This is a genomic window from Sphingomonas sediminicola (genome assembly GCF_014489515.1).
GTDB classification, from domain to species: Bacteria; Pseudomonadota; Alphaproteobacteria; order Sphingomonadales; family Sphingomonadaceae; genus Sphingomicrobium; species Sphingomicrobium sediminicola.
Map to the genome: position 1 here is coordinate 2,522,697 of NZ_CP060782.1, position 17,926 is coordinate 2,540,622.

Sequence of the window (17,926 nt, forward strand, 5' to 3'; positions counted from 1 at the left end):
TTGTCGAGCATTCCAGTAACGAACCCCGGCGTGCAGATACGCACTCTGCTGCGGTGGAAGACCTTACCCAAAGTTAGCGATAGCGTTGCCGAAGGCTGCGGGGAGGCTTCCCTCCCCCGTAATTCGCCGATTAGAGCAGATGGTCGTAAGCGCCAAACACGTGGCCGAAGTTCGCGTTTAGTACGATAACCGAGTCATCGATCAAGTGCAGCGAATCCAGGTTGCCGGATACCCGAACAGCCGCTTTTGGCGAGGCGGATGCGCCCGCAAGGTCGTAGGAATAATAGGTTGCTCCATCGAGCTCGGTCGTTCCCGAATAACGAAGGGCGGTCGCCCCCGTGATCTCCACGCTGCTTGAGCCGAAGAGGCCGAGCGTCCCGCCGGCGCCAAGCTCGATGATCCCGTCGCCGTTCCCATCGGCAAGCTGCACCGTCGTCAGGAGGTGGTCCGGGTTGCCTAGGTCGACGATCCGGTCGTTCCCGGTTTCGGCTCGATTATCGAAGACGAAATAATCGGGACCGTTTCCGCCCCTCAATTGGTCATTGCCGGTTCCGCCAATCAGCTCGTCCGAGCCATTATCGCCATTGAGCTGGTCGTTGCCTGCGTCACCCGAGAGATGGTCGCTGCCATTGCCGCCATAGACTAGGTCGTTCCCTGAACCGGCCCGTGCCCAATCGTCGCCGTTGTTGCCGCGGAGCGTCTCGTCAGCAGCGCTTCCGAACAGATTGTCGTTGTCGTTTCCACCGATCAGGAATGGATCGTCGACATACATGACAAGCAGCTGGCCCTGTTCGACGGTGGCCGGATTCCCCGTTGCAGCGTGAACCTGAGCGTCGAGTAGATAGGCTCGCGTGTCGCCGTCGCCGAGGAGCGACGTGACATCGACGACGCCGGAACTTTCTTCGTCCTGAGTGATGAAGTTCGCTCCACCGACAACGAACTGCGCCGGGTTGAAGCGGGCCAATTCGCTGACGGCACCGCTCGCGATGTCATATTCCCAGACCCGGGCGACATAGGCGTTATTGCCCGGATCCTCCTGGACGATGACTTTGCCGTCTGCGACCGTCAGATTGTCGAACATGTGGCCGCCGAGATCGTCGCTCTCGACTACGGCCTTGATTGTACCGCCGGTCGTCGGATTGGTGATATCGTTGAACGTCAGCTGATAGACACGCGAGACGCCGGAGAAGCTGTTCGTCGTCGTAAAGTAGGCGACGCTTGGATTGTCCGGATCCCAAGCGAAATCTTCCGGCCGCAGGAAAGCCGTGACGCCTTCCGCATTGCTCTCCGCCTCGATCTGGGCGCCCGTCATGTTGCTGACGTCGCCGCTGGCTCCGATTTCGTTGAGAGTGAAGCTGCCGCTTATCGGGCTGCCATTTGACTCGGCGGTCACCCCAGTGACCTTGATGCCGTAGAAATCGCCTCCCGAAAGGCCCGCTTTCTCGATCTCGGTGCCCGTCGACTGCTTCTGGCCGACGTAAATGTACACCTGGCCGTTGCCGTTCGGAGGACTGCTATCGTCACTTACGGCAATGATCGTCTTGTCTTGCGCGTAGGGGTTCGCGACGATGTTCTCGAACGCGAGATTGCCAAGAGAAGGAAGCTCGTAGATCGTTCCGGCGTTCGCACCGGTGACGATCGTTGCGGTCGCACGACCTTCGGGCGTGTTCTCCTCGCCGGTAAGATAGATTCGCACCTGAGTGCCCAGGCCATCCGCCGAATTGAAGAGTGCTGAAGTCGCCGGCAAGTCGCCCGAACAAAAGCGGTTGAAGGCGGTCGTCGCGTTCACATAGCTGTCGGTCGCGTCGTCCCATTTCATCACCGTCTTGATGAGATCGTCAGCGCCGACGACCTGTAGGGTATTCGCATCGATAATGAGCTTGTCGACGTAGGCGCCGGTCGATCCGTGGTCGCGCACCAGTCCAGCGCTCGACCCCAGCTCGTGGTTGACGAGCACGGTGATCGTGCCGTCGCCATTGTCGAATGCGCCGATGCCATCCGGGATTCCACCGAACACGCCGTCGCCCGGCAGAGCATCACCAGTCGTAGCGATCGAAACGATTCGCACGTTGGGCTCGGAAGCGAGCAGGAACGGATCAACGGTGGTGGAAGGACCGGTAGGCATCGCCTTACTCCTCTGCTTGGAAAGCAGATTAGCTACGGACGGGCGATTTCAGATCGCCGTTCGGACAGGTGACACGCGCGAGACCGAATGATGAAAGTTGGAGGCGAGGTGCAATTCGAAACTTCACTCATCGCCAAGAGAATCCGCTCCTGACGGCGCGCCTAACGCCCAAACTTGAAAGCAGTGAAATTTCCGAGAGCGCATATGCGTCCGAACGGAAGAAGAGTGACCTGCTCACCAGATCGGACAAGGTCGCCCTTACAGTAATAGGCAGCATTGGAATCCGGGATCACCGTCTGACCCGGCGAAAATCCGCAACTGTCCTCTAGGGTGCTAACCCAAATCACCTTGTCCTCCTCATAAAGAAGGACGTGGGGATCCGAGTTCGAAATGCGGAAGACCCGACCCGATTCGACCCCGATGCAGCGTTGACTTTTCACCGGCAGTCGGCCTGCGAGCTCAGCCACTCTTTGAGGCGGAGGCGCTACTGGTTCCGGCGCCCCCTTCGCGCAAGAGCAAGCTAAAAGGGCGACCAGCACGACAGTCTTATTGCTCATTAGAACAATCCGATTTCCCCAATATTCAAATCATTTATCAGTCCGCAGAGGGTCTCGGGCCACCAATTCGCAATAGCAAACAAAGAAATGCGACCTCCGGCCCGAAGACGAACAAGATATGCAGAGCACCCTCAACGACCAAGGCCATGACCGAAACCGGCAGGCGAACCCATCGCCTCAAAATTTCGACCCAGTGCTCCAACCCCAGCTCCTCGCTTGCGGACGCGCTGCGAGACTCTTCTCAGTCAAAACCAAGGCGCAGCCATGACCGATGGATGAAAGTTGCGAGACGAAAGGTATCATTCGCGACTTTCCAGGAACTGTTCGACTTCCCTCACCACATCGCGCGCCGCTCTGGGAGAGATTGCAAATGCCATATGATGGCAATCAAGCTCGGCCTGCGCGTCGCGCTCATGATCAAGCCCTCGTGCTGCCCGGGGTGCGATCAGCCCATCGCGCCTGGACCAAATCGCGAGGTGTGGAACGGGCGGCTTATCAGTGATCCGCGGAATCGGTGGATCATCGACCTTGTGATTGGCTACCCACTCGTACAGCCGCCAGACATTGTTCTGCTTTGGATGACCGGAGAAAGGGGTGCCGAGGGTTATGACCGCCCTTACGTTTGCAGCGTAATAACGGGCATACTCGCGAGCATAGAGACCCCCAAGACTCCAGCCCACAATGACTATTGGCCGATCGTGGCCAAGGCCATCGACCCTTGCTGCAAGAATCTCGATCGTGTCCGGCTTTGCGCCGAAGTTCCATCCTTGCTTCCAGCCATGAACCCTGAATCCCGCGCGAGCGAGTTCGCGTCGAAGGGAAAACGTGGTCTGATCACTACAGAGGAAGCCCGGGATCACCAGCACAGGCTGTCCGTGCAACGGGCCGAGCGGACCTCGTTTCCGGAATGTGCCAATCATCCGGCCGAAGTTCCAGAGGAGCTCGCCCCAATTTCCTTGAGATGGTGGGGCGTCGTCCCCCTCCCACGCCGGCTCATGACTTTGCGTCGATCTCCTCACCGAGTCTCATCGGCTCCCCAGATTGGCAAAACGCTTACCTAGGCCGCTTCGCGAACGGGAGTGCGTTGCGATGTTTCGCTTGCGAGGCCTGTTTCGAACAGGTCTGTGCAATGCTCCCAAGAGTAACGCCGACCTTCAGCGACCGCGGCGCCCCGGTCGGCGGTGAGAGCGAGATGGATTGCGGCGCCCAAATCTTCATCGAGCGCCCCAATTCGACGAGACCCGTCATGAACGCCTCGGCCGTCTTCTCCGATAATGTCGAGCGGCCCTGGAACGGGATATGCAGCGACCGGCACGCCGCATGCCAATGCCTCGATATTGACCAATCCAAACGTATCCGTCCGGCTTGGGAACACAAATACGTCCGCCGCCGTATAGCAAGACGCCAACTCCGCGCCGTGCATCGCGCCCATGAAGACAACTTTGGGGTAACGCCGCGACAGGCTTTCGAGCGCTGGCCCATCACCGACTACGACCTTCGTTCCGGGCACATTGCAGTCGAGAAAAGCCCCAATGTTCTTTTCTACTGATACCCGCCCGACGTTGAGCAGCAGCGGCCGAGGAAGCCTGAACAATGCAGGATGCGGACAGATGTGGGGGCTGAACTGGTCGAGGTCCACACCACGCGGCCAAAGATGTGTTTGCGCAATTCCGTGCCGGTTGAGTTCCCTCTCAAGCGTTGCTGTCGCCGAGAACGTGCGTTCCGCCGCGCCGTGAAAACGCCGCATCACCTTCCAGATCCATTCGGCCGGAATGCCTGTCCGGATCGAAACATAGTCGGGAAAGCGCGTATGGAATGCGGTCGTGAATTGACGATTGCGCTTCAAGCACCAGCTGCGTGTCGCCCAGCCGATCGGACCTTCGGTCGAGACATGAATACGGTCAGGTGCGATCCGGTCGAGCATTGCGGAAACCTGCCGCCCGCAAGCGATCGCGAGGCGAATTTCGGAATAAGTCGGACACGGGATAGTCCGGAACATGCCCGGCTCGATGACGACCACCTCATGTCCGCGGCGCTGCAGATGCTCGACGGTCGTATCGAGCGACCGTACGACTCCATTTACCTGCGGACGCCAGGCGTCGGTAGCGATCGCGATCCTCACGCTGCGGCTAGCTGATTCGAGGGATGGGGGCTGCCGCGCTAGCTTCGTTCCGTTTGCGCTCGGCCCAGTTGAGAATCTCCATCTGCCCGTCTGCGTGCTCAACCAGAGCGGTGCAGCTCTCCACCCAGTCCCCATCATTGTAATAAGTGACGTCGCCGATCTGACGGACCTCGGCAGTGTGAATGTGGCCGCAGACGACGCCGTTAGCGCCGCGTTCGAACGCCGCACGTGCGACAGCCTCCTCGAAGCTGGAAATGAACTGGACGGCATTCTTGACCTTCTTTTTCAGGAGGCCTGACAGCGACCAGTAAGGCTTGCCTATCATCCGGCGGCAGCGGTTGAGAGCAGCGTTCAGCTTGAGCAGCATTGAGTATGCGCTGTCGCCAAGGAACGCGAGCCAGCGCGCATAGAGGACGACGCCGTCAAATTCGTCGCCATGGACGATTAGCAGAGTCCGCCCATCTGCCGTGACGTGCACAGCTTCGGGCAGGATTTCGACGCCGCCAAAGTGAAGCCCGATATAGTCGCGGAAGACTTCATCGTGATTACCGGGAACATAGATGACCCGCGTTCCATGCTTCGCCATCTTCAACACGCAACGGACGATATCGTTGTGGCGTGGCGGCCAGTACCAACCCTTTCGCAGCTGCCAGCCGTCGATGATGTCGCCGACGAGGTAAAGGGTTTCGCACTCGATCGCCTTGAGGAAGTCGAGCAGTATCTCCGCATTGCATCCAGGAGTCCCAAGATGCGTGTCGGAGATCCAGACGGTGCGGAATACTAGTCTTGGGCGATGAGGTTCGAAGTGAATGGGTTCCTCAATCCACTTAGGCGTCAGTCGCCCTGCAGCGGAAGCACTCCGACCTACGATCAGATCATTCGGCAGACTGTTGGACACGGCACCCTCCCGCCTCCTTGATATGGAACAGAGTAGGTCTGGGCCGTGTCAGCCGAGTTGCGTGACTGCTACAGTCTTATGGCGCCTTATCGCTTGCCCGTGATTATTCCGCGAATGTCCGCTTTGGGTGGAAAGACGACATTAACGCCTCCCTGCGATTGAGACAAAAATGTTCACGTTCGCCTTCATCGTTTTTCTTTTGGCATCCTTGCTGGGAGTATTCCTGGCGCACAGAAAGCGCCAAAGGCGTTGGCTCCTAATAACGCTACCCTTCTTAGTTGCGCTGGCTCTTTACGGGATAATCGTGTTCGCTTGCTTCTTCGGCAGCAGCTGCCTGTAGTGTCCGCAATGGGTGGAAAGCGGACATTGGCGCTTGCTCAAATCGAGTCGAACGAATTGGTTCGCCATCGCTACGGCAGTCACTTCTTCGATACCTTAACTTCAGCGTTTTGAACCGACCGTACGGCGTAGCCATTCGGTCCTGCGGCCGCTGTGGCTTTGTAGCTCTCAATCACTGCCTGACAGGCTGCATCGACCAGTTCCGGCCGCTCGTTTTCAGGATATTCCACGCAATCAGAAACGCGACCGTGTTCATCAACGGCGAACATCACCTTGGCATAGCCCGACGAGCGAGCCCCTTTGGGAATTTGGTCTACTTTAACCGTAACGTCAGGCGGCCTGAGGTTCGGAGGCGGATCGTCTCCGACCGCCCATGTCACTCCGGCTCGAAAGACACCCTGGACGGGTGATCCGTCGGTCCACTTCGCCGGTGCCAGCTTCGCACGCTTTTTGATGATGTTGCAAGACAGACTGTCGAGGTAACTGTCATTGCTGCTGATCTCGACGTCGCAAGCCTGGATTGAGCCGTCGGGCTTCACCGTGACTCGATAGGTCAGCCAGCGCGTGACCCCGTTGATCTGGTGGTAGGCCGGCATGTCATCGGGCGACCACCACTTGAGGAAATCGATGGGAACCGGAGCGCTCAATTGAGCGGCAAGTGCAACCCAGATCATGCGTTCAAGTTTGCATTGGTCTCAGCCATTGTCGATATGCGTCAGCTTCTAGCTTCTAATGTCAGCTTTGGGTCGAAAGCGGACATTGCGCGTCGTCACCATTTCCATAAGGTTCGCTGATGAACACGGCGACGCTCCGACAGCGCCTAATCGCTATTCTCAACGAAGAAGAGCGACCAAATGTTGATTGGCATGCCGTTGAGGACCTCTGCACGAAGCTCTCTGACGATCTCGAAAATCACCCCAATCAGGACTGCCCTCACATCGTCCATCACTTCCTGGCGGACGCGGACATAAGGGCGAAAGATGCCGAATATGGCCGAAAGCAGCGGGTTGAAATCAGGCGCTTTGCCGACACCGGCGAATGCGATGACAGCAAGCCGGTTTCTGGCCGTGGTTGCTTGGCCGTCGCTATCGTTTGCCTCGGTGCGCTACTATTCTGGTGGCTAAGCTAATGTCCGCAATGGGTCGAAAGCAGACGCTAGGATGATCTGCTCGTTGTCCGGGAAGAGGCAGGGCTAGGGTCTCGCACGGCTCGACCCGACGTTGATCCGCTCACGTATCTCAAAGGCAAGCGCGCAGCTATCGCAGGCCCGGGCTCAAGCGGCGCAGTAACAAGGCGAGGCCAATCGGGTCCGAGGGCTCGATGAACCCGGCATTCTGCCGGACGGAGAGGATGGCTGCGGTTGAGCAGGGCTCGCCTGATGGAACGCGCGCCGCCGTAGGCGGCGTTCCTTCCTGATCGCAGAAGATCGTTGGACCCAAAAGATTATCCGAGATGATTTCTGAGGCAAACGGGATCTTTCTGGAAAAGAAGAACAGGACACCGAGGTTAATCAACCCAAATTGCTAGCGCAGGAACTTGTTGAGTCTGAAACAACGAATGTGTCGAATCATCAGGAAGATTTCCAGAACCTATTCATTAGAACATCCACAATACTTCCACAACAAACCGATACGCATTCATTCATTGTTAGAACATCGGAAAACGGCATTTTGATACTTTGACAAATCGACAATTCGCATCGATTATCACGCGCGAGTTGTTGTGGCAGTTGGAGTAGCAGATGAGTGCGCCGGTCCGACTGAAGGTTGGGGACTGCTTCGTCCTGGACGGCATGTCTTCGCCGCTATGCCGTGTTCTCAAGGTTACGAAGGCGGGCATCAGCGTGCTCAAGAGCGGCAAGGATGAGGATGAGCCCGAGACCATCTCCTTCGGCGAGGTGTTGCAGGCTTATGGACGGCGGAGGTTCCGCATTGGCCCGTAAATCTCGACAGCCTCCAAGCTGACAAGGTCGAGATGTTGCAGTCGGCCTTTACCGCTTGGCCGGCGCACGTCAGGAGAGAAGCGGCTCGGCGGTTGGCTTATGTGTCAGAAGTCGACCAGCGCATCCCTGTTTGCGGGACGATCAGGGCCGCCTGCCTCTCGGCACGCGGCGAGACCTTTTCCGCCCACTTCGAAGCTTGGGAGGCAGAAGAGAAGAACGCGGCGCTCATAATCCATAGCTCTAGGACCCACCGGAAGGGAGAGAGCTTCGACGGGCCAGCTGTCAAGCACCGGCGGGTGAAACAGCCTTCTGCCCGGACCATAGAGAACTGGTACGGCGATTGGCGGGATGCCGGACGCGACATCTGCGCTCTCATTCCGAGCTATCACCGCAGAGGCTGCCGTAGCCCCATTACAAGGCCAAGGATCGGTCAGGCTTCGACACATATCATTATGCCAAGAAGGCGATCGACGAAGTCTACATGACGTTGTTGCGACCTCCATCCACGGCCGCTTGGGAGGTGTACAAGGACTGTGTCGAAGAAAGCAGCTTGCCCGCCACCGAGCTGATGTCTGATCGAGGCTTTCGCGATTACATCGACAGGCTCTACACGCCTGAAGAGCAGTGCATAGCACGCAAGGGCCGGAAGAAGGCCTTCCTCGAGCACGGCATTTTCATTCCACAGGACCTACCCGACATCCCGCTCGATGAGGTGGAGATCGATCACTGCTTGGTGGACGTCATATTGATACACAAGAACGGGCGGATTGCCGGTCGGCCGTGGATTACCGTCCTTCTCGATAGGGCAACGAGATGCGTTCTCGGCATTCACATCACCTTCCAGCCGCCGAGCTACCACTCCGTCCGCCTAGCGATTGCCCACTCGGCTTATCCAAAGGATCTCTCGACGTTCCCGTCCATCAAACGAAAATGGGCGTGCTTCGGAGTGCCCAAATACTTGATCAGTGATCAGGGCAAGGAGTTCAAATGCGCGAGTTTCAAGGCGACCTGCGCTGCGCTAGACATCATTCCGGTCCCTCTTCCAGGTCGCAGCCCTTGGCTCAAAGGTGCTATTGAGCGGCTGTTCGGGTACATGGGTATAGCCGTCTTTGACCTGATGGACGGCGCAACGAAGTTTAACGACGTCGAGGCCTACCGATCAGCAAAAAGTGCTCGTCTAGATAAGGACGAATTCACGAAGCGGCTCATCCGCTGGATTGTCGATCGCTATCATCATCGACCGCATCCCAAGCTCGAAGAGCGCTACGGAAGGGGTACGACGCCTGACATGGCGTGGCAGGTTCTGACCTCGCGCTACGGCATTCGTTTGGCTCGTGACCCAGAGCAAGTGCATCTCATCACTGGCGAGATCTTCAATTGTCGGATCAGGTCGGATGGCATCCGGATCGGTCCGCAATGGTACTTAGACAAAGATGTAATGGAGCGGCTTCGCAAGAGGCACGGACCTGGCAAGGTCTGGCGGGTTCATCGGGACGATACCGACTGGGGATATATCCGTCTTCTGGATGATACAGGCCGCGTGCCCCACTGGATCACGATACCTAATGCCAACCGCGAGGTCATGAGCGGCGTCTCCAGAGAGCAGTTCAAGATCATCCTCGACGAAGCGCGCCAGATGACCCGCGAAGGTGCGGAGATCCAGGTTGCCACCCTCGCTCGCGCCAAGAACCGCTTAGAGCGCGAGAGTGCGGCGCTTCAAAACGGAGAATACAAGCGGAACAGCACTCATAAATATCTGCTCAAATGGACCAAGTACGGGACCTTGGGACGTTGGTGACCCCGGTCCCGGGGTTCGAGCACCAAGTCATCGCCAACGACCAGGACCCCCTGTTGGAGGATGACTCGTTCGAGCTTGCAGCGGCTTGCGAACCGTCGCGCGTCGTCTCACCTGAGCCTAGAGCAAAGAACGCTGACCAAGTTGGCTTGCCACAAGTCGACGAGGAATCTTTGGATGAGCTGGCAGCCCTCATTGAGGAACGCATGAAGCTTTGGCGGGCTAAATCATGATGGTCGGGTACGCACCTGGCGAACTCGAAGCCACCATCGCCAGCAGCCGTCTTGAGCAAAGTATCGTCCAGCACAAGTTGCTCTTCCATGGCTTGCAACGTCTACGCCTGCACCAGGCACGAAGTCTGAAGCTCTTCGAGGGCTCCTCACAGCCATCGCATCTGCTCATCGTCACAGGCCTCCCTGGGGCAGGGAAATCAACGTTGCTCAAGCAGCACAAGCGCGACTTTCCCGACGTTGAGACAATCGACGGTCGAATGATGCCCGTAGTGCTGGTCGAAATGCCTTTTCCCTGCACTCGCAAGGGTCTCGTCGAGGCCATACTCATGGCGATGGGCCATGAGCCCAGCGCCAACTGGAATACCGCCCGTATCGTAGACGAGATCGCTAATTTCGCGCGGCGGCACGATGTTCTCATGATCGCCATTGATGAGGCAGACCGCATCTTTGGCTCTGAAGCGCCAATATTGGCGAAGTTTCTCGTGTCGCTTCTGAACAGCCTCGACTGTCAGCTCGTGCTTGCCGGAGCTCCCGAGATTCAGCAGCTCCACAAAGGCTGGGGCCTGGAGAGACGGAAAGAGGTGGATCTGAACCTCGATCCTTACCGCTTCAACACTAGAGAGGGCCAGACCGACTTCCGCTCAATGCTCGGGCTGTTCGAAGAGAACATGGGGTTGCCCGAACCATCGCTCATAAACTCGCCGGATTTCAGCAAGCGACTCTACCTCGCGTCAGGGGGCAGGTTGGCCTCGTCAGCAAGCTCTTGGTCGAGGCTTTGAGGCGTGCTCACATGAGGCAGATGGCCAAGATCGATCTTGCACTCCTCGGCGAGGTTTACGTCGCCTTCAAGCGGGGCGACGAGGACGAGGAGATCGAATTCGATTGCGACGCAGAAACCATTGATGCGGCCGAACCTCTTCCGTTGAGTGACAATCCTTTTCTCTGCACCTCGGCTCGCTTGAAAATCCTGTGGGATGATCTTCACGCCGAAAGAGCGCGCAAGGCGAGGGATAATGCGAAGCCCGCGGTGAACAACGCCACGATAGGAGCCAAGGGAAAAGGCAAAAGCTCGTAGGTGTCACGGGCTCTGACCCTCAGGCTCCGGCCAAGGCTAATGGAGCCGGCGCATGGCGCCTTCGTCAGGCTAGCGGGCAGGATGGGTTATCGGGCCCTCCGAGATCTTCGACGCCGCCTTCGATTTTCACTGCACGATCTCACGAAGGGAATGAACGTCGATGAATTTGCGTTTCGAGCAGGCCTAGATCCGGGCAGCTCATGAAGTGGTCTCCGGTAAGGCGACCGACAGGCCGTCTAGTCGAGCTCCGAGGCGAGCTGATCAGACTTGGGGATTGGTCCACTACGTTCCGACGGCGGTGTGAGCTTTGTCTGAACGGCGATTTCGAACGAGCGCGATCTCTTGGAATCGACGACCGGGCCTGGGCCTGTCATCGCTTCCACTGGGACGTTCAATCGATTTCCACTTGTCCTGAGCATGGCTGCGCCCTGACGGACGATTGCTCCGCCTGCGGCCGGCGGCAGCGTTGGTCCGACCCGTCACTGCTTTATTGCGCGTGCGGCGCCCGGTTGACCTGCAGACTATTCGCGACCGCTCGCTCCGTTTGCAGCGACTATCTTGCCGGCCGGCTTGGAGTCAGCGACCGCTTAAGCTGCGAGCTACTCGATGCGCTCGACTATCGGCATGCGGTTCGTGCTGTGAGGATTTTGAGCTTCGCCGCTTCCGATGCTGGCATCGAAGCTGTCGGAGATTTTTGCACGCCAGCGGACCGCGGATGGACGATCGCCAAAAATTGGGTCGATTCGATCCCGTTGCTTCTGGACAGTCTCTTAAAGCGCCGAGGTCGTAGAGGCTCGGGCCTCATAGAGGCTTACGGCAGACTTTATACCGAGACGGACGAGCAAAGCGCAGGGCCGATCTTCTCAGAACAGCTTCTTGCCGCGATTGAGCGGCACGCGGTCCAACACGGCATAATAGCCGAGAACGAGTGCCGACGTGGGCGACCGCCCCTAGGAACCGTGAGCGTCACCGGCCTGGCTAGAAGACTAGGACGATCATACGAGACGACAAGGTCGCTGCTGAGGGAGGCCAACGCCATTCCTCGGGGCTCCCGACGCGGTGTGGCATTCGCCATAGAGGCGTCGATTGCCGATTCACTGCCGCCGCGCCAGCCCGAGAGCGCGACCCAAGTCCTTGGCGTGGGCAAGCGGCAAGCTGCTCAACTCGTTGCCGAGTTTTGCCTGAAGAATAATCTGGGTCGCCCATGTCCCGAGATGGCTCGGAGGTGGGTAAGCAGCCTCCCAACATATCAAAGCCTTCCGTCTGAAACTGGTCTTCTATCGGACGTGTGCCGAAATCGCGCGGTGTCGCTCGCCAATATTTGCCACGGCATCATTGCAGGTCGCGTCCGCTGCACGCGGCTGACTGCGACCGGCGGCTTGAGCGACTTCCGTGTCAGCGTTGAGGATTGCGTGAGCCTCAAACGGGCATCCGAGTGGACCATTAAGGACGTCAGTCAAAGGTTCGGCGCGCATCATCAAGCCCTACTTGAACTGGTGAAGCTGGGCGTGCTGGCGCGACACGGGCGAAAGCTGTGCCGAGAGAATGTAGAGGCATTTTTCGCAGAGCATCTAACTACAGCTCAGCTCGCCGAGAGGCTGCATATCGCAGCCAAGCAGGTGATAGGTTTCGCGGACCGACGAGGCGTTCACCCTGCGTTCGGCCCACCGAGCGTTCGCCAAACATTTTTCCGACTGCAGGATTGCCGTCAACTGAGTCTCTAGGACGGGTGGCGAGCAGTCGATCGAGCGGGTCAACGACATCGTGATCAATGGGAGTGTCTTATGGGAACCCCAAGGCCACATCTGCGGAAGAGACCACCACATCTCTTACGAAAGGCCCCTCTCTACATACGGGAGCGAGCGGACGAGGCTCCCGCCTCCATCTGGTGCCGCCTAGCGAGGCGGGCCGGTTATCAAAATGTCACCGACTTTTTGAATACAGCTGGCGCGAAAGGCGACGTCATGAATTCGCCATGGCGGGAAGAGTCCCTGATCGCGCTCGCAAACGTTTCGGGTCAGGATTTGGAGACCTTAAAAGCTCGAACGCCGCTGTCCACTGATCGCGGAATCATCCTGAACTCCATCCTGCTGACAGACCACACGCGCTTTCCTCATCCCGGAGGAGCTTTCATCGATTCAGTCTGTCCCGAGTGTTTGGCCAACGATCTTGAGCACCTCGAGGGCCGGAGGACTGCAGGCCCTATCGTCGTTTCTGGTGGCCCTCTCCTTTATAGGCTGCCCCTCCATCGGCGGCCCTTGATTTCCCGATGCCCGGGCTGTGGAGACCAGCTCCAAACCCGCAGAGTGCGGGTCGAGTCTTGTGTCTGTGGGGCAAATTTGGCGCGGTGCTCCGAACTCCAAGCGGAAGTGGCAACGTTGGACGCGGCGTTTGTTGGCTACCTTATGGGTTCTCCGAGGCCGTCCTGGACTCTCCCATATGATCTTCAGACCCTCTCGGATCTTTGTCTGCGAGTTGGTCTCTTTTTCAGTGACGCTCCGTATCTGGATGTTGGACGACACCTGCCGCCTCACGAGATCATGCGGATGTCATCTGAGGCATTCGACCTTCTGCTAGACGCTGACGGAGACCTTTGTCAGGTCATCGGCGAGAAAGCCGCGCGGAGAGCGGGTCACGGCTTTTCGCGCGTTTTTGGTCCGCTCGCGCACTTTCATGAACAGCGCATACGCAGACACCGCCGCGAGTTGCCGTTCATGTCTGCTCTTGAGAGGCTATGGAAGGAGATTGTCCTGAACCGCGCCCGTGGTGTGGCACGTCATAATCGTCAGCAGCCGTTGCGCTTTTCGCTAAGTGAAGTTGCGCTCTTAAACGAGGTTTCTGAGGCGGCGGTTGCCGAAATCGTCGCGGAGCTTACCGAGACAAAAGTCGAGGATTGGTCTCCGGCGGCGATGCTGGATGCAAAGCTGATTCAATCAGTCAGGCTGAAGATCGGACATACTGGCACCATACATGAACTCGCCGCGATGTTGGGTGTCGGTTGGAAAGTCGTGCTCCAACTGGCCGAGCGTGGAGTTTTTCAGCGCGTGAGCGGGAAGACGTCTACGAAGGCAAACCTGTTCGATCTGAGGGCGCCCCGCGCATTCGTGGCTGCGGCTGCAGAAGGGAAGCCGACCTTCTCAGAACAGCCGGATGACCTCGTTTCAATAATTACCCGTAGATCTCAGAGCATTGCTGAGATTGTTCGAGCCATTCAGGACGGTCAGCTTGAATGTGAGGGCCGGCTGAAAGGAGTAGCTGGATTGGCGGGGCTGCTCGTTAGGGATCAGCAATTGGGTTGGGACTACCGGCAATATGAAGTCGAGTTCGGCCTACCAATTTACGACGGCGGCGCGAGGCTTATGATGGGGGACTGGGCCGTTAATCGATTAATAGAGGCCGGCTTCCTGGAAATTTATCCTTCGTCGCGTAATCGCACAAAATCTCACACTGTGACGCGCCGGTCGCTCGAAGCGTTCGCGGAGCGTTACGTCAGTAAGGCCGAGTTGGCGGCCAGATCGGATCTTGCGCAAGAGATCATCACAAAGCGCATGCGCGTGGCGAGAATTCCGTGCCTCGAAATGAACGGTTCTCGCTTCCACCGCGTTTTCGAGCGCGAGCGCGCCCTTCACGCTTTAGGACTGAACGAGGAACCCATTTAATGCTTCCGAAAGAGATTAAGAGCTGCTTTATCGCTTCCGCGACGCGGGAGATTGCCTTCCGAATTCGCGGATCGGCTCCGCTTTTTCGGCTCCGTTGAGAACTGCCTTGGCGAGCCCGGTGTTGCCACAGTCGTGACCGTTGAATCGTCGATCACCGTCGCAAGCTACAATGTGCGCAAGGCCATCGGCACCGACCGGCGCCGAAACCCGCAGCGCGTGCTCGATGTGCTCCACGAAATGGATGCCGACATCGTCGCCCTGCAGGAAGCGGACAAGCGCTTCGGCGGACGCGGCGCGGCCGTGCCGCACGAGCTGATCGACGATCACGGGACGTACAGGCCGGTGTTCTTCGGAGTGAAGCACCGGCGCGTTCTGGACCGCATGCCGGGCGGAAAGCATGTCGACGCGCTGCTCAAGATCAACACGCGCAACATGGGCTGGCACGGCAACGCCATCCTCGTGAAGCAGCATGTCGGCGTGCTCGACTGTGCGGCGCTTGAGCTTCCGACATTCGAGCCGCGCGGGGCCGTGCTTGCTGAATTGTTGATCGGCGAGAGGCCCGTCCGGGTGATCGGCATGCATCTCGATCTCTCCGGAATGTGGCGACGGCGCCAGATCCGGGCGATCCTTGAGGCCGTGGCAAAGCGGCCTCAGAAAATGCCCACCATCCTGATGGGCGACACCAACGAGTGGCGCGAAGCGGCGGGCTGCCTCAGGGACTTTGAACCGCATTTCCATATCGCTCCGACCGGGCCGAGCTTCCATTCGCGGCACCCGGTGGCGGCGCTCGATCGCATCATAGTCGACAAGGAATTGCGGATCGATGCGGCCGGCGTGCACATGAGTCCCTCGGCGCGGCGCGCGTCGGACCATCTGCCAATCTGGGCGCGGCTCTCGCCTTAGGCGGCGCCGGCCATCTTCCGTTGGCGGCGGCGGTGGATGGATGAGCCGATCCCCATCGACTCCCGATATTTGACGACGGTGCGGCGGGCGCAGTCGAAGCCGCGCTGCTTGAGCAGGCCGGCGATGGCGTCGTCGCTCAGCACATCGGCCTCACTTTCGATGATCTCGCGGATCGCCGCTTTTACCGCTTCGGCAGCAGCGCCTTCGCCCTCGCTCTCGGTCGAGGCGACGCCCGAGCCGAAAAAATATTTCAGCTCGAACAGGCCGCGATCGCAAAGCAGATACTTGTTCGAGGTGACCCGGCTGATCGTGGATTCGTGCATCTCGATCGCGTCGGCAATCTCGCGCAGGGTCATCGGCTTCATCGCGGCGACACCCTTCTCGAAGAAGCCCTGCTGCCGCTTTACGATCTCGCTGACGACCTTGACGATCGTCCGGGCGCGCTGATCGAGCGCTTTCACCAGCCAGTTCGCGCTGGCCAGACATTCGCTGAGCCAAGCCCGCGATTTCTTGTCCTGCGGTCCGGTCTTCAGCTCCTGATAGTAGCGGCGATTGACCAGCAGCCTCGGAAGCGTCGCCTGGTTGAGTTCGACCGCAAAGCCAAGCCGAGTCCGGCGGACGAACACGTCCGGCGAAACGCTTTCAGCTCCCCGGCTCGAGAACTGGCAGCCGGGTTTTGGATCGTAAGCGCGAAGCTCCCGGACCATGTCGGCGAGATCCTCGTCGTCAACCCCGCAAATGCGCTTGAGGTCGGCCATGCGGCCCTTGGCGAGCAGATCGAGATTATCGATCAGCCTCGCCATGGCCGGATCGTAGCGGTCAGCCGCCTTGGCCTGCAGCGCGAGACATTCGGAGAGATTTCGAGCGCCTACCCCGGGCGGATCGAGGCTTTGGACGAGCCCGAGCGCCTCCCCGACGACCGCGACTGGCTCCTCCGTAGCTTCGGCAATGTCGCGGACCGGCACGTCCAGATAGCCGGTCTCTTCGAGCATTTCTGCGATGACCCGAGCGAGCTGTCCGACCGTGCCTGACGCGCCATGAAGCTGGTTGAGCAAATGTTCGGACAGCGAGTCCGCCGTATATTCCATCCGCTCAAAATCCGGGCCGTCTTCGTCACCGCCGCCACTGCTGACAACGACATCGGCGAAGCTGTCGGTTTCCAGCGCTTCGCTGTCCCAGTCGAAATCGAGCGGCTGATCGGACGTGCCGTCCGACGAAGTCATCAGTTCATCGGCGCCGGGGACCGCTGGTTCGTCGGAGGAATCTACCGCGACTTCGGCATCCGCATCCAGGGGCGGGCCGCCCTCGTCGTCGCCGCCTGAAGCCGCCTCAAGGAGGGGGTTCTTGGATATCTCCTCCGCGATGACCGCTTCGAGCTCGAGGTTCGACAATTGCAGCAGGCGAATCGCCTGCTGCAGCTGAGGCGTCAGGACGAGTGCCTGAGTTTGTCGAAGGTCGAGGCGTGGGCCGAGCGCCATTGCGCTAAGAGACTAGCGGCAAAGAATTAAAGCGCGAAGCTCTCGCCGAGATAGAGTCGACGAACTTCATGGTCGGCGACGAGTGCCTGCGGAGTCCCCGCGAATAGCACCTGGCCATCGTAGATGATGCAGGCGCGGTCGACGATGTCGAGCGTCTCGCGGACGTTGTGGTCGGTGATGAGCACGCCGATATCGCGCTTCTTCAGCTCCCGAACCAATTCGCGGATGTCGGCAATCGAAATCGGATCGATCCCGGCGAAGGGCTCGTCAAGGAGCATGATCGACGGGTCGGCCGCGAGGGCGCGGGCGATCTCGCAGCGGCGACGCTCGCCGCCAGACAGGGCCATCGCGGCGGAATCGCGCAGGCGCGTCAGCCCGAACTCTCCAAGCAGTTGCTCAAGCCGGTCATGCCGGGCGTGCGGCTCGGGCTCCGCGACTTCCAGCACCGCCATGATGTTCTGCTCCACGGTCAAGCCGCGGAAGATCGATGTTTCCTGGGGAAGATAGCCAAGCCCAAGGATCGCTCGCCGGTACATCGGCAGCTCGGTGATGTCCTGGCCGTCCAGGAAGATCCGACCACTGTCCGGCTTCACCAGGCCCATGACCGAGTAGAAGCAGGTGGTTTTGCCTGCGCCGTTCGGGCCGAGCAGGCCAACGACCTCACCGCGGTGAACATCGAGCGAAACATCGTGCAAGACGGCCCGGCGATCATAGGCCTTGGCGATCGACCGGACTTCCAGGCCGCCAACCGCCGCCGCCGGCTCGATGACCGCGCGTGGGAGGGTGACGGCTTCGTTCAC

15 protein-coding genes are annotated in these 17,926 nt (G+C 59.0%); 7 read left to right on the forward strand and 8 right to left on the reverse strand.

All coding sequences use genetic code 11. The features are described 5' to 3' along the window. Positions 1-130: 130 nt before the first annotated feature. The 6 genes from H9L14_RS16255 to H9L14_RS16785 form a co-directional block, all read right to left on the reverse strand. A complete protein-coding gene (locus tag H9L14_RS16255; protein ID WP_246444213.1) occupies positions 131-2,125 on the reverse strand; it encodes a hypothetical protein in 1,995 nt (664 codons plus the stop codon). 856 nt (positions 2,126-2,981) lie between these two features. After that, positions 2,982-3,563, reverse strand: coding sequence for an esterase/lipase family protein (locus tag H9L14_RS13600; RefSeq protein WP_187708520.1), 582 nt, complete (start codon positions 3,561-3,563; stop codon positions 2,982-2,984). Between the two features lie 176 nt (positions 3,564-3,739). Then, the gene (locus H9L14_RS13605) at positions 3,740-4,804 is read right to left on the reverse strand and encodes a glycosyltransferase family 4 protein (protein WP_187708521.1); all 1,065 of its coding nucleotides are present in this window, start codon (positions 4,802-4,804) and stop codon (positions 3,740-3,742) included. Positions 4,805-4,811: 7 nt separating this feature from the next. Continuing rightward, positions 4,812-5,642 carry a UDP-2,3-diacylglucosamine diphosphatase gene (locus tag H9L14_RS13610; protein WP_425506913.1) on the reverse strand — a complete coding sequence of 277 codons (831 nt, stop codon included), beginning with the start codon at positions 5,640-5,642 and terminating at the stop codon, positions 4,812-4,814. Positions 5,643-6,121: 479 nt separating this feature from the next. Continuing rightward, a complete protein-coding gene (locus tag H9L14_RS13615) occupies positions 6,122-6,715 on the reverse strand; it encodes an energy transducer TonB (protein ID WP_187708522.1) in 594 nt (197 codons plus the stop codon). 146 nt (positions 6,716-6,861) lie between these two features. Beyond that, the gene (locus H9L14_RS16785) at positions 6,862-6,987 is read right to left on the reverse strand and encodes a hypothetical protein (protein ID WP_281389386.1); all 126 of its coding nucleotides are present in this window, start codon (positions 6,985-6,987) and stop codon (positions 6,862-6,864) included. A gap of 795 nt (positions 6,988-7,782) precedes the next feature. Between H9L14_RS16785 and H9L14_RS13620 the strand changes: the two genes are divergently transcribed. The 7 genes from H9L14_RS13620 to H9L14_RS13650 all read left to right on the forward strand — a co-directional run bounded on the left by H9L14_RS13620 (position 7,783) and on the right by H9L14_RS13650 (position 15,648). Next, a complete protein-coding gene (locus tag H9L14_RS13620; RefSeq protein WP_187708523.1) occupies positions 7,783-7,983 on the forward strand; it encodes a hypothetical protein in 201 nt (66 codons plus the stop codon). Between the two features lie 481 nt (positions 7,984-8,464). Then, entirely contained in the window at positions 8,465-9,781 is a 1,317-nt protein-coding gene (locus H9L14_RS13625; protein ID WP_187708524.1) for an integrase catalytic domain-containing protein, read from the forward strand. A gap of 226 nt (positions 9,782-10,007) precedes the next feature. Beyond that, the gene (locus H9L14_RS13630) at positions 10,008-10,790 is read left to right on the forward strand and encodes an ATP-binding protein (RefSeq protein WP_187708525.1); all 783 of its coding nucleotides are present in this window, start codon (positions 10,008-10,010) and stop codon (positions 10,788-10,790) included. 20 nt (positions 10,791-10,810) lie between these two features. Then, the gene (locus tag H9L14_RS13635) at positions 10,811-11,086 is read left to right on the forward strand and encodes a hypothetical protein (protein WP_187708526.1); all 276 of its coding nucleotides are present in this window, start codon (positions 10,811-10,813) and stop codon (positions 11,084-11,086) included. A 200-nt stretch (positions 11,087-11,286) separates the two neighbouring features. Further along, positions 11,287-12,810, forward strand: coding sequence for a TniQ family protein (locus H9L14_RS17595; RefSeq protein WP_187708527.1), 1,524 nt, complete (start codon positions 11,287-11,289; stop codon positions 12,808-12,810). A gap of 816 nt (positions 12,811-13,626) precedes the next feature. Further along, on the forward strand, positions 13,627-14,745 hold the full coding sequence (locus H9L14_RS13645) for a hypothetical protein (RefSeq protein WP_222949849.1): 1,119 nt from the start codon (positions 13,627-13,629) through the stop codon (positions 14,743-14,745). Positions 14,746-14,877: 132 nt separating this feature from the next. Beyond that, positions 14,878-15,648, forward strand: coding sequence for an endonuclease/exonuclease/phosphatase family protein (locus H9L14_RS13650; protein ID WP_187708529.1), 771 nt, complete (start codon positions 14,878-14,880; stop codon positions 15,646-15,648). Here the strand turns inward: H9L14_RS13650 and rpoN are convergent. Together rpoN and lptB are read right to left on the reverse strand one after the other, a co-directional pair. Further along, positions 15,645-17,126, reverse strand: coding sequence for an RNA polymerase factor sigma-54 (rpoN, locus tag H9L14_RS13655; protein ID WP_187708530.1), 1,482 nt, complete (start codon positions 17,124-17,126; stop codon positions 15,645-15,647). The two genes, H9L14_RS13650 and rpoN, sit on opposite strands and share 4 nt — an antisense overlap. Positions 17,127-17,152: 26 nt before the next feature. Continuing rightward, positions 17,153-17,926 (reverse strand): LPS export ABC transporter ATP-binding protein, encoded by a 774-nt coding sequence (gene lptB, locus H9L14_RS13660; RefSeq protein ID WP_187708531.1) that lies wholly within the window; start codon positions 17,924-17,926, stop codon positions 17,153-17,155.

Bases quoted from the DNA above. Each gene is read 5' to 3' on its own strand.
- H9L14_RS16255 (WP_246444213.1), bottom strand. From the start codon at position 2,125: ATGCCTACCGGTCCTTCCACCACCGTTGATCCGTTCCTGCTCGCTTCC.
- H9L14_RS13615 (WP_187708522.1), bottom strand. From the start codon at position 6,715: ATGATCTGGGTTGCACTTGCCGCTCAATTGAGCGCTCCGGTTCCCATC.
- H9L14_RS16785 (WP_281389386.1), bottom strand. From the start codon at position 6,987: ATGGACGATGTGAGGGCAGTCCTGATTGGGGTGATTTTCGAGATCGTC.
- H9L14_RS13620 (WP_187708523.1), top strand. From the start codon at position 7,783: ATGAGTGCGCCGGTCCGACTGAAGGTTGGGGACTGCTTCGTCCTGGAC.
- H9L14_RS13625 (WP_187708524.1), top strand. From the start codon at position 8,465: ATGACGTTGTTGCGACCTCCATCCACGGCCGCTTGGGAGGTGTACAAG.
- H9L14_RS13630 (WP_187708525.1), top strand. From the start codon at position 10,008: ATGATGGTCGGGTACGCACCTGGCGAACTCGAAGCCACCATCGCCAGC.
- H9L14_RS13635 (WP_187708526.1), top strand. From the start codon at position 10,811: ATGGCCAAGATCGATCTTGCACTCCTCGGCGAGGTTTACGTCGCCTTC.
- H9L14_RS17595 (WP_187708527.1), top strand. From the start codon at position 11,287: ATGAAGTGGTCTCCGGTAAGGCGACCGACAGGCCGTCTAGTCGAGCTC.
- H9L14_RS13645 (WP_222949849.1), top strand. From the start codon at position 13,627: ATGCGGATGTCATCTGAGGCATTCGACCTTCTGCTAGACGCTGACGGA.
- rpoN (WP_187708530.1), bottom strand. From the start codon at position 17,126: ATGGCGCTCGGCCCACGCCTCGACCTTCGACAAACTCAGGCACTCGTC.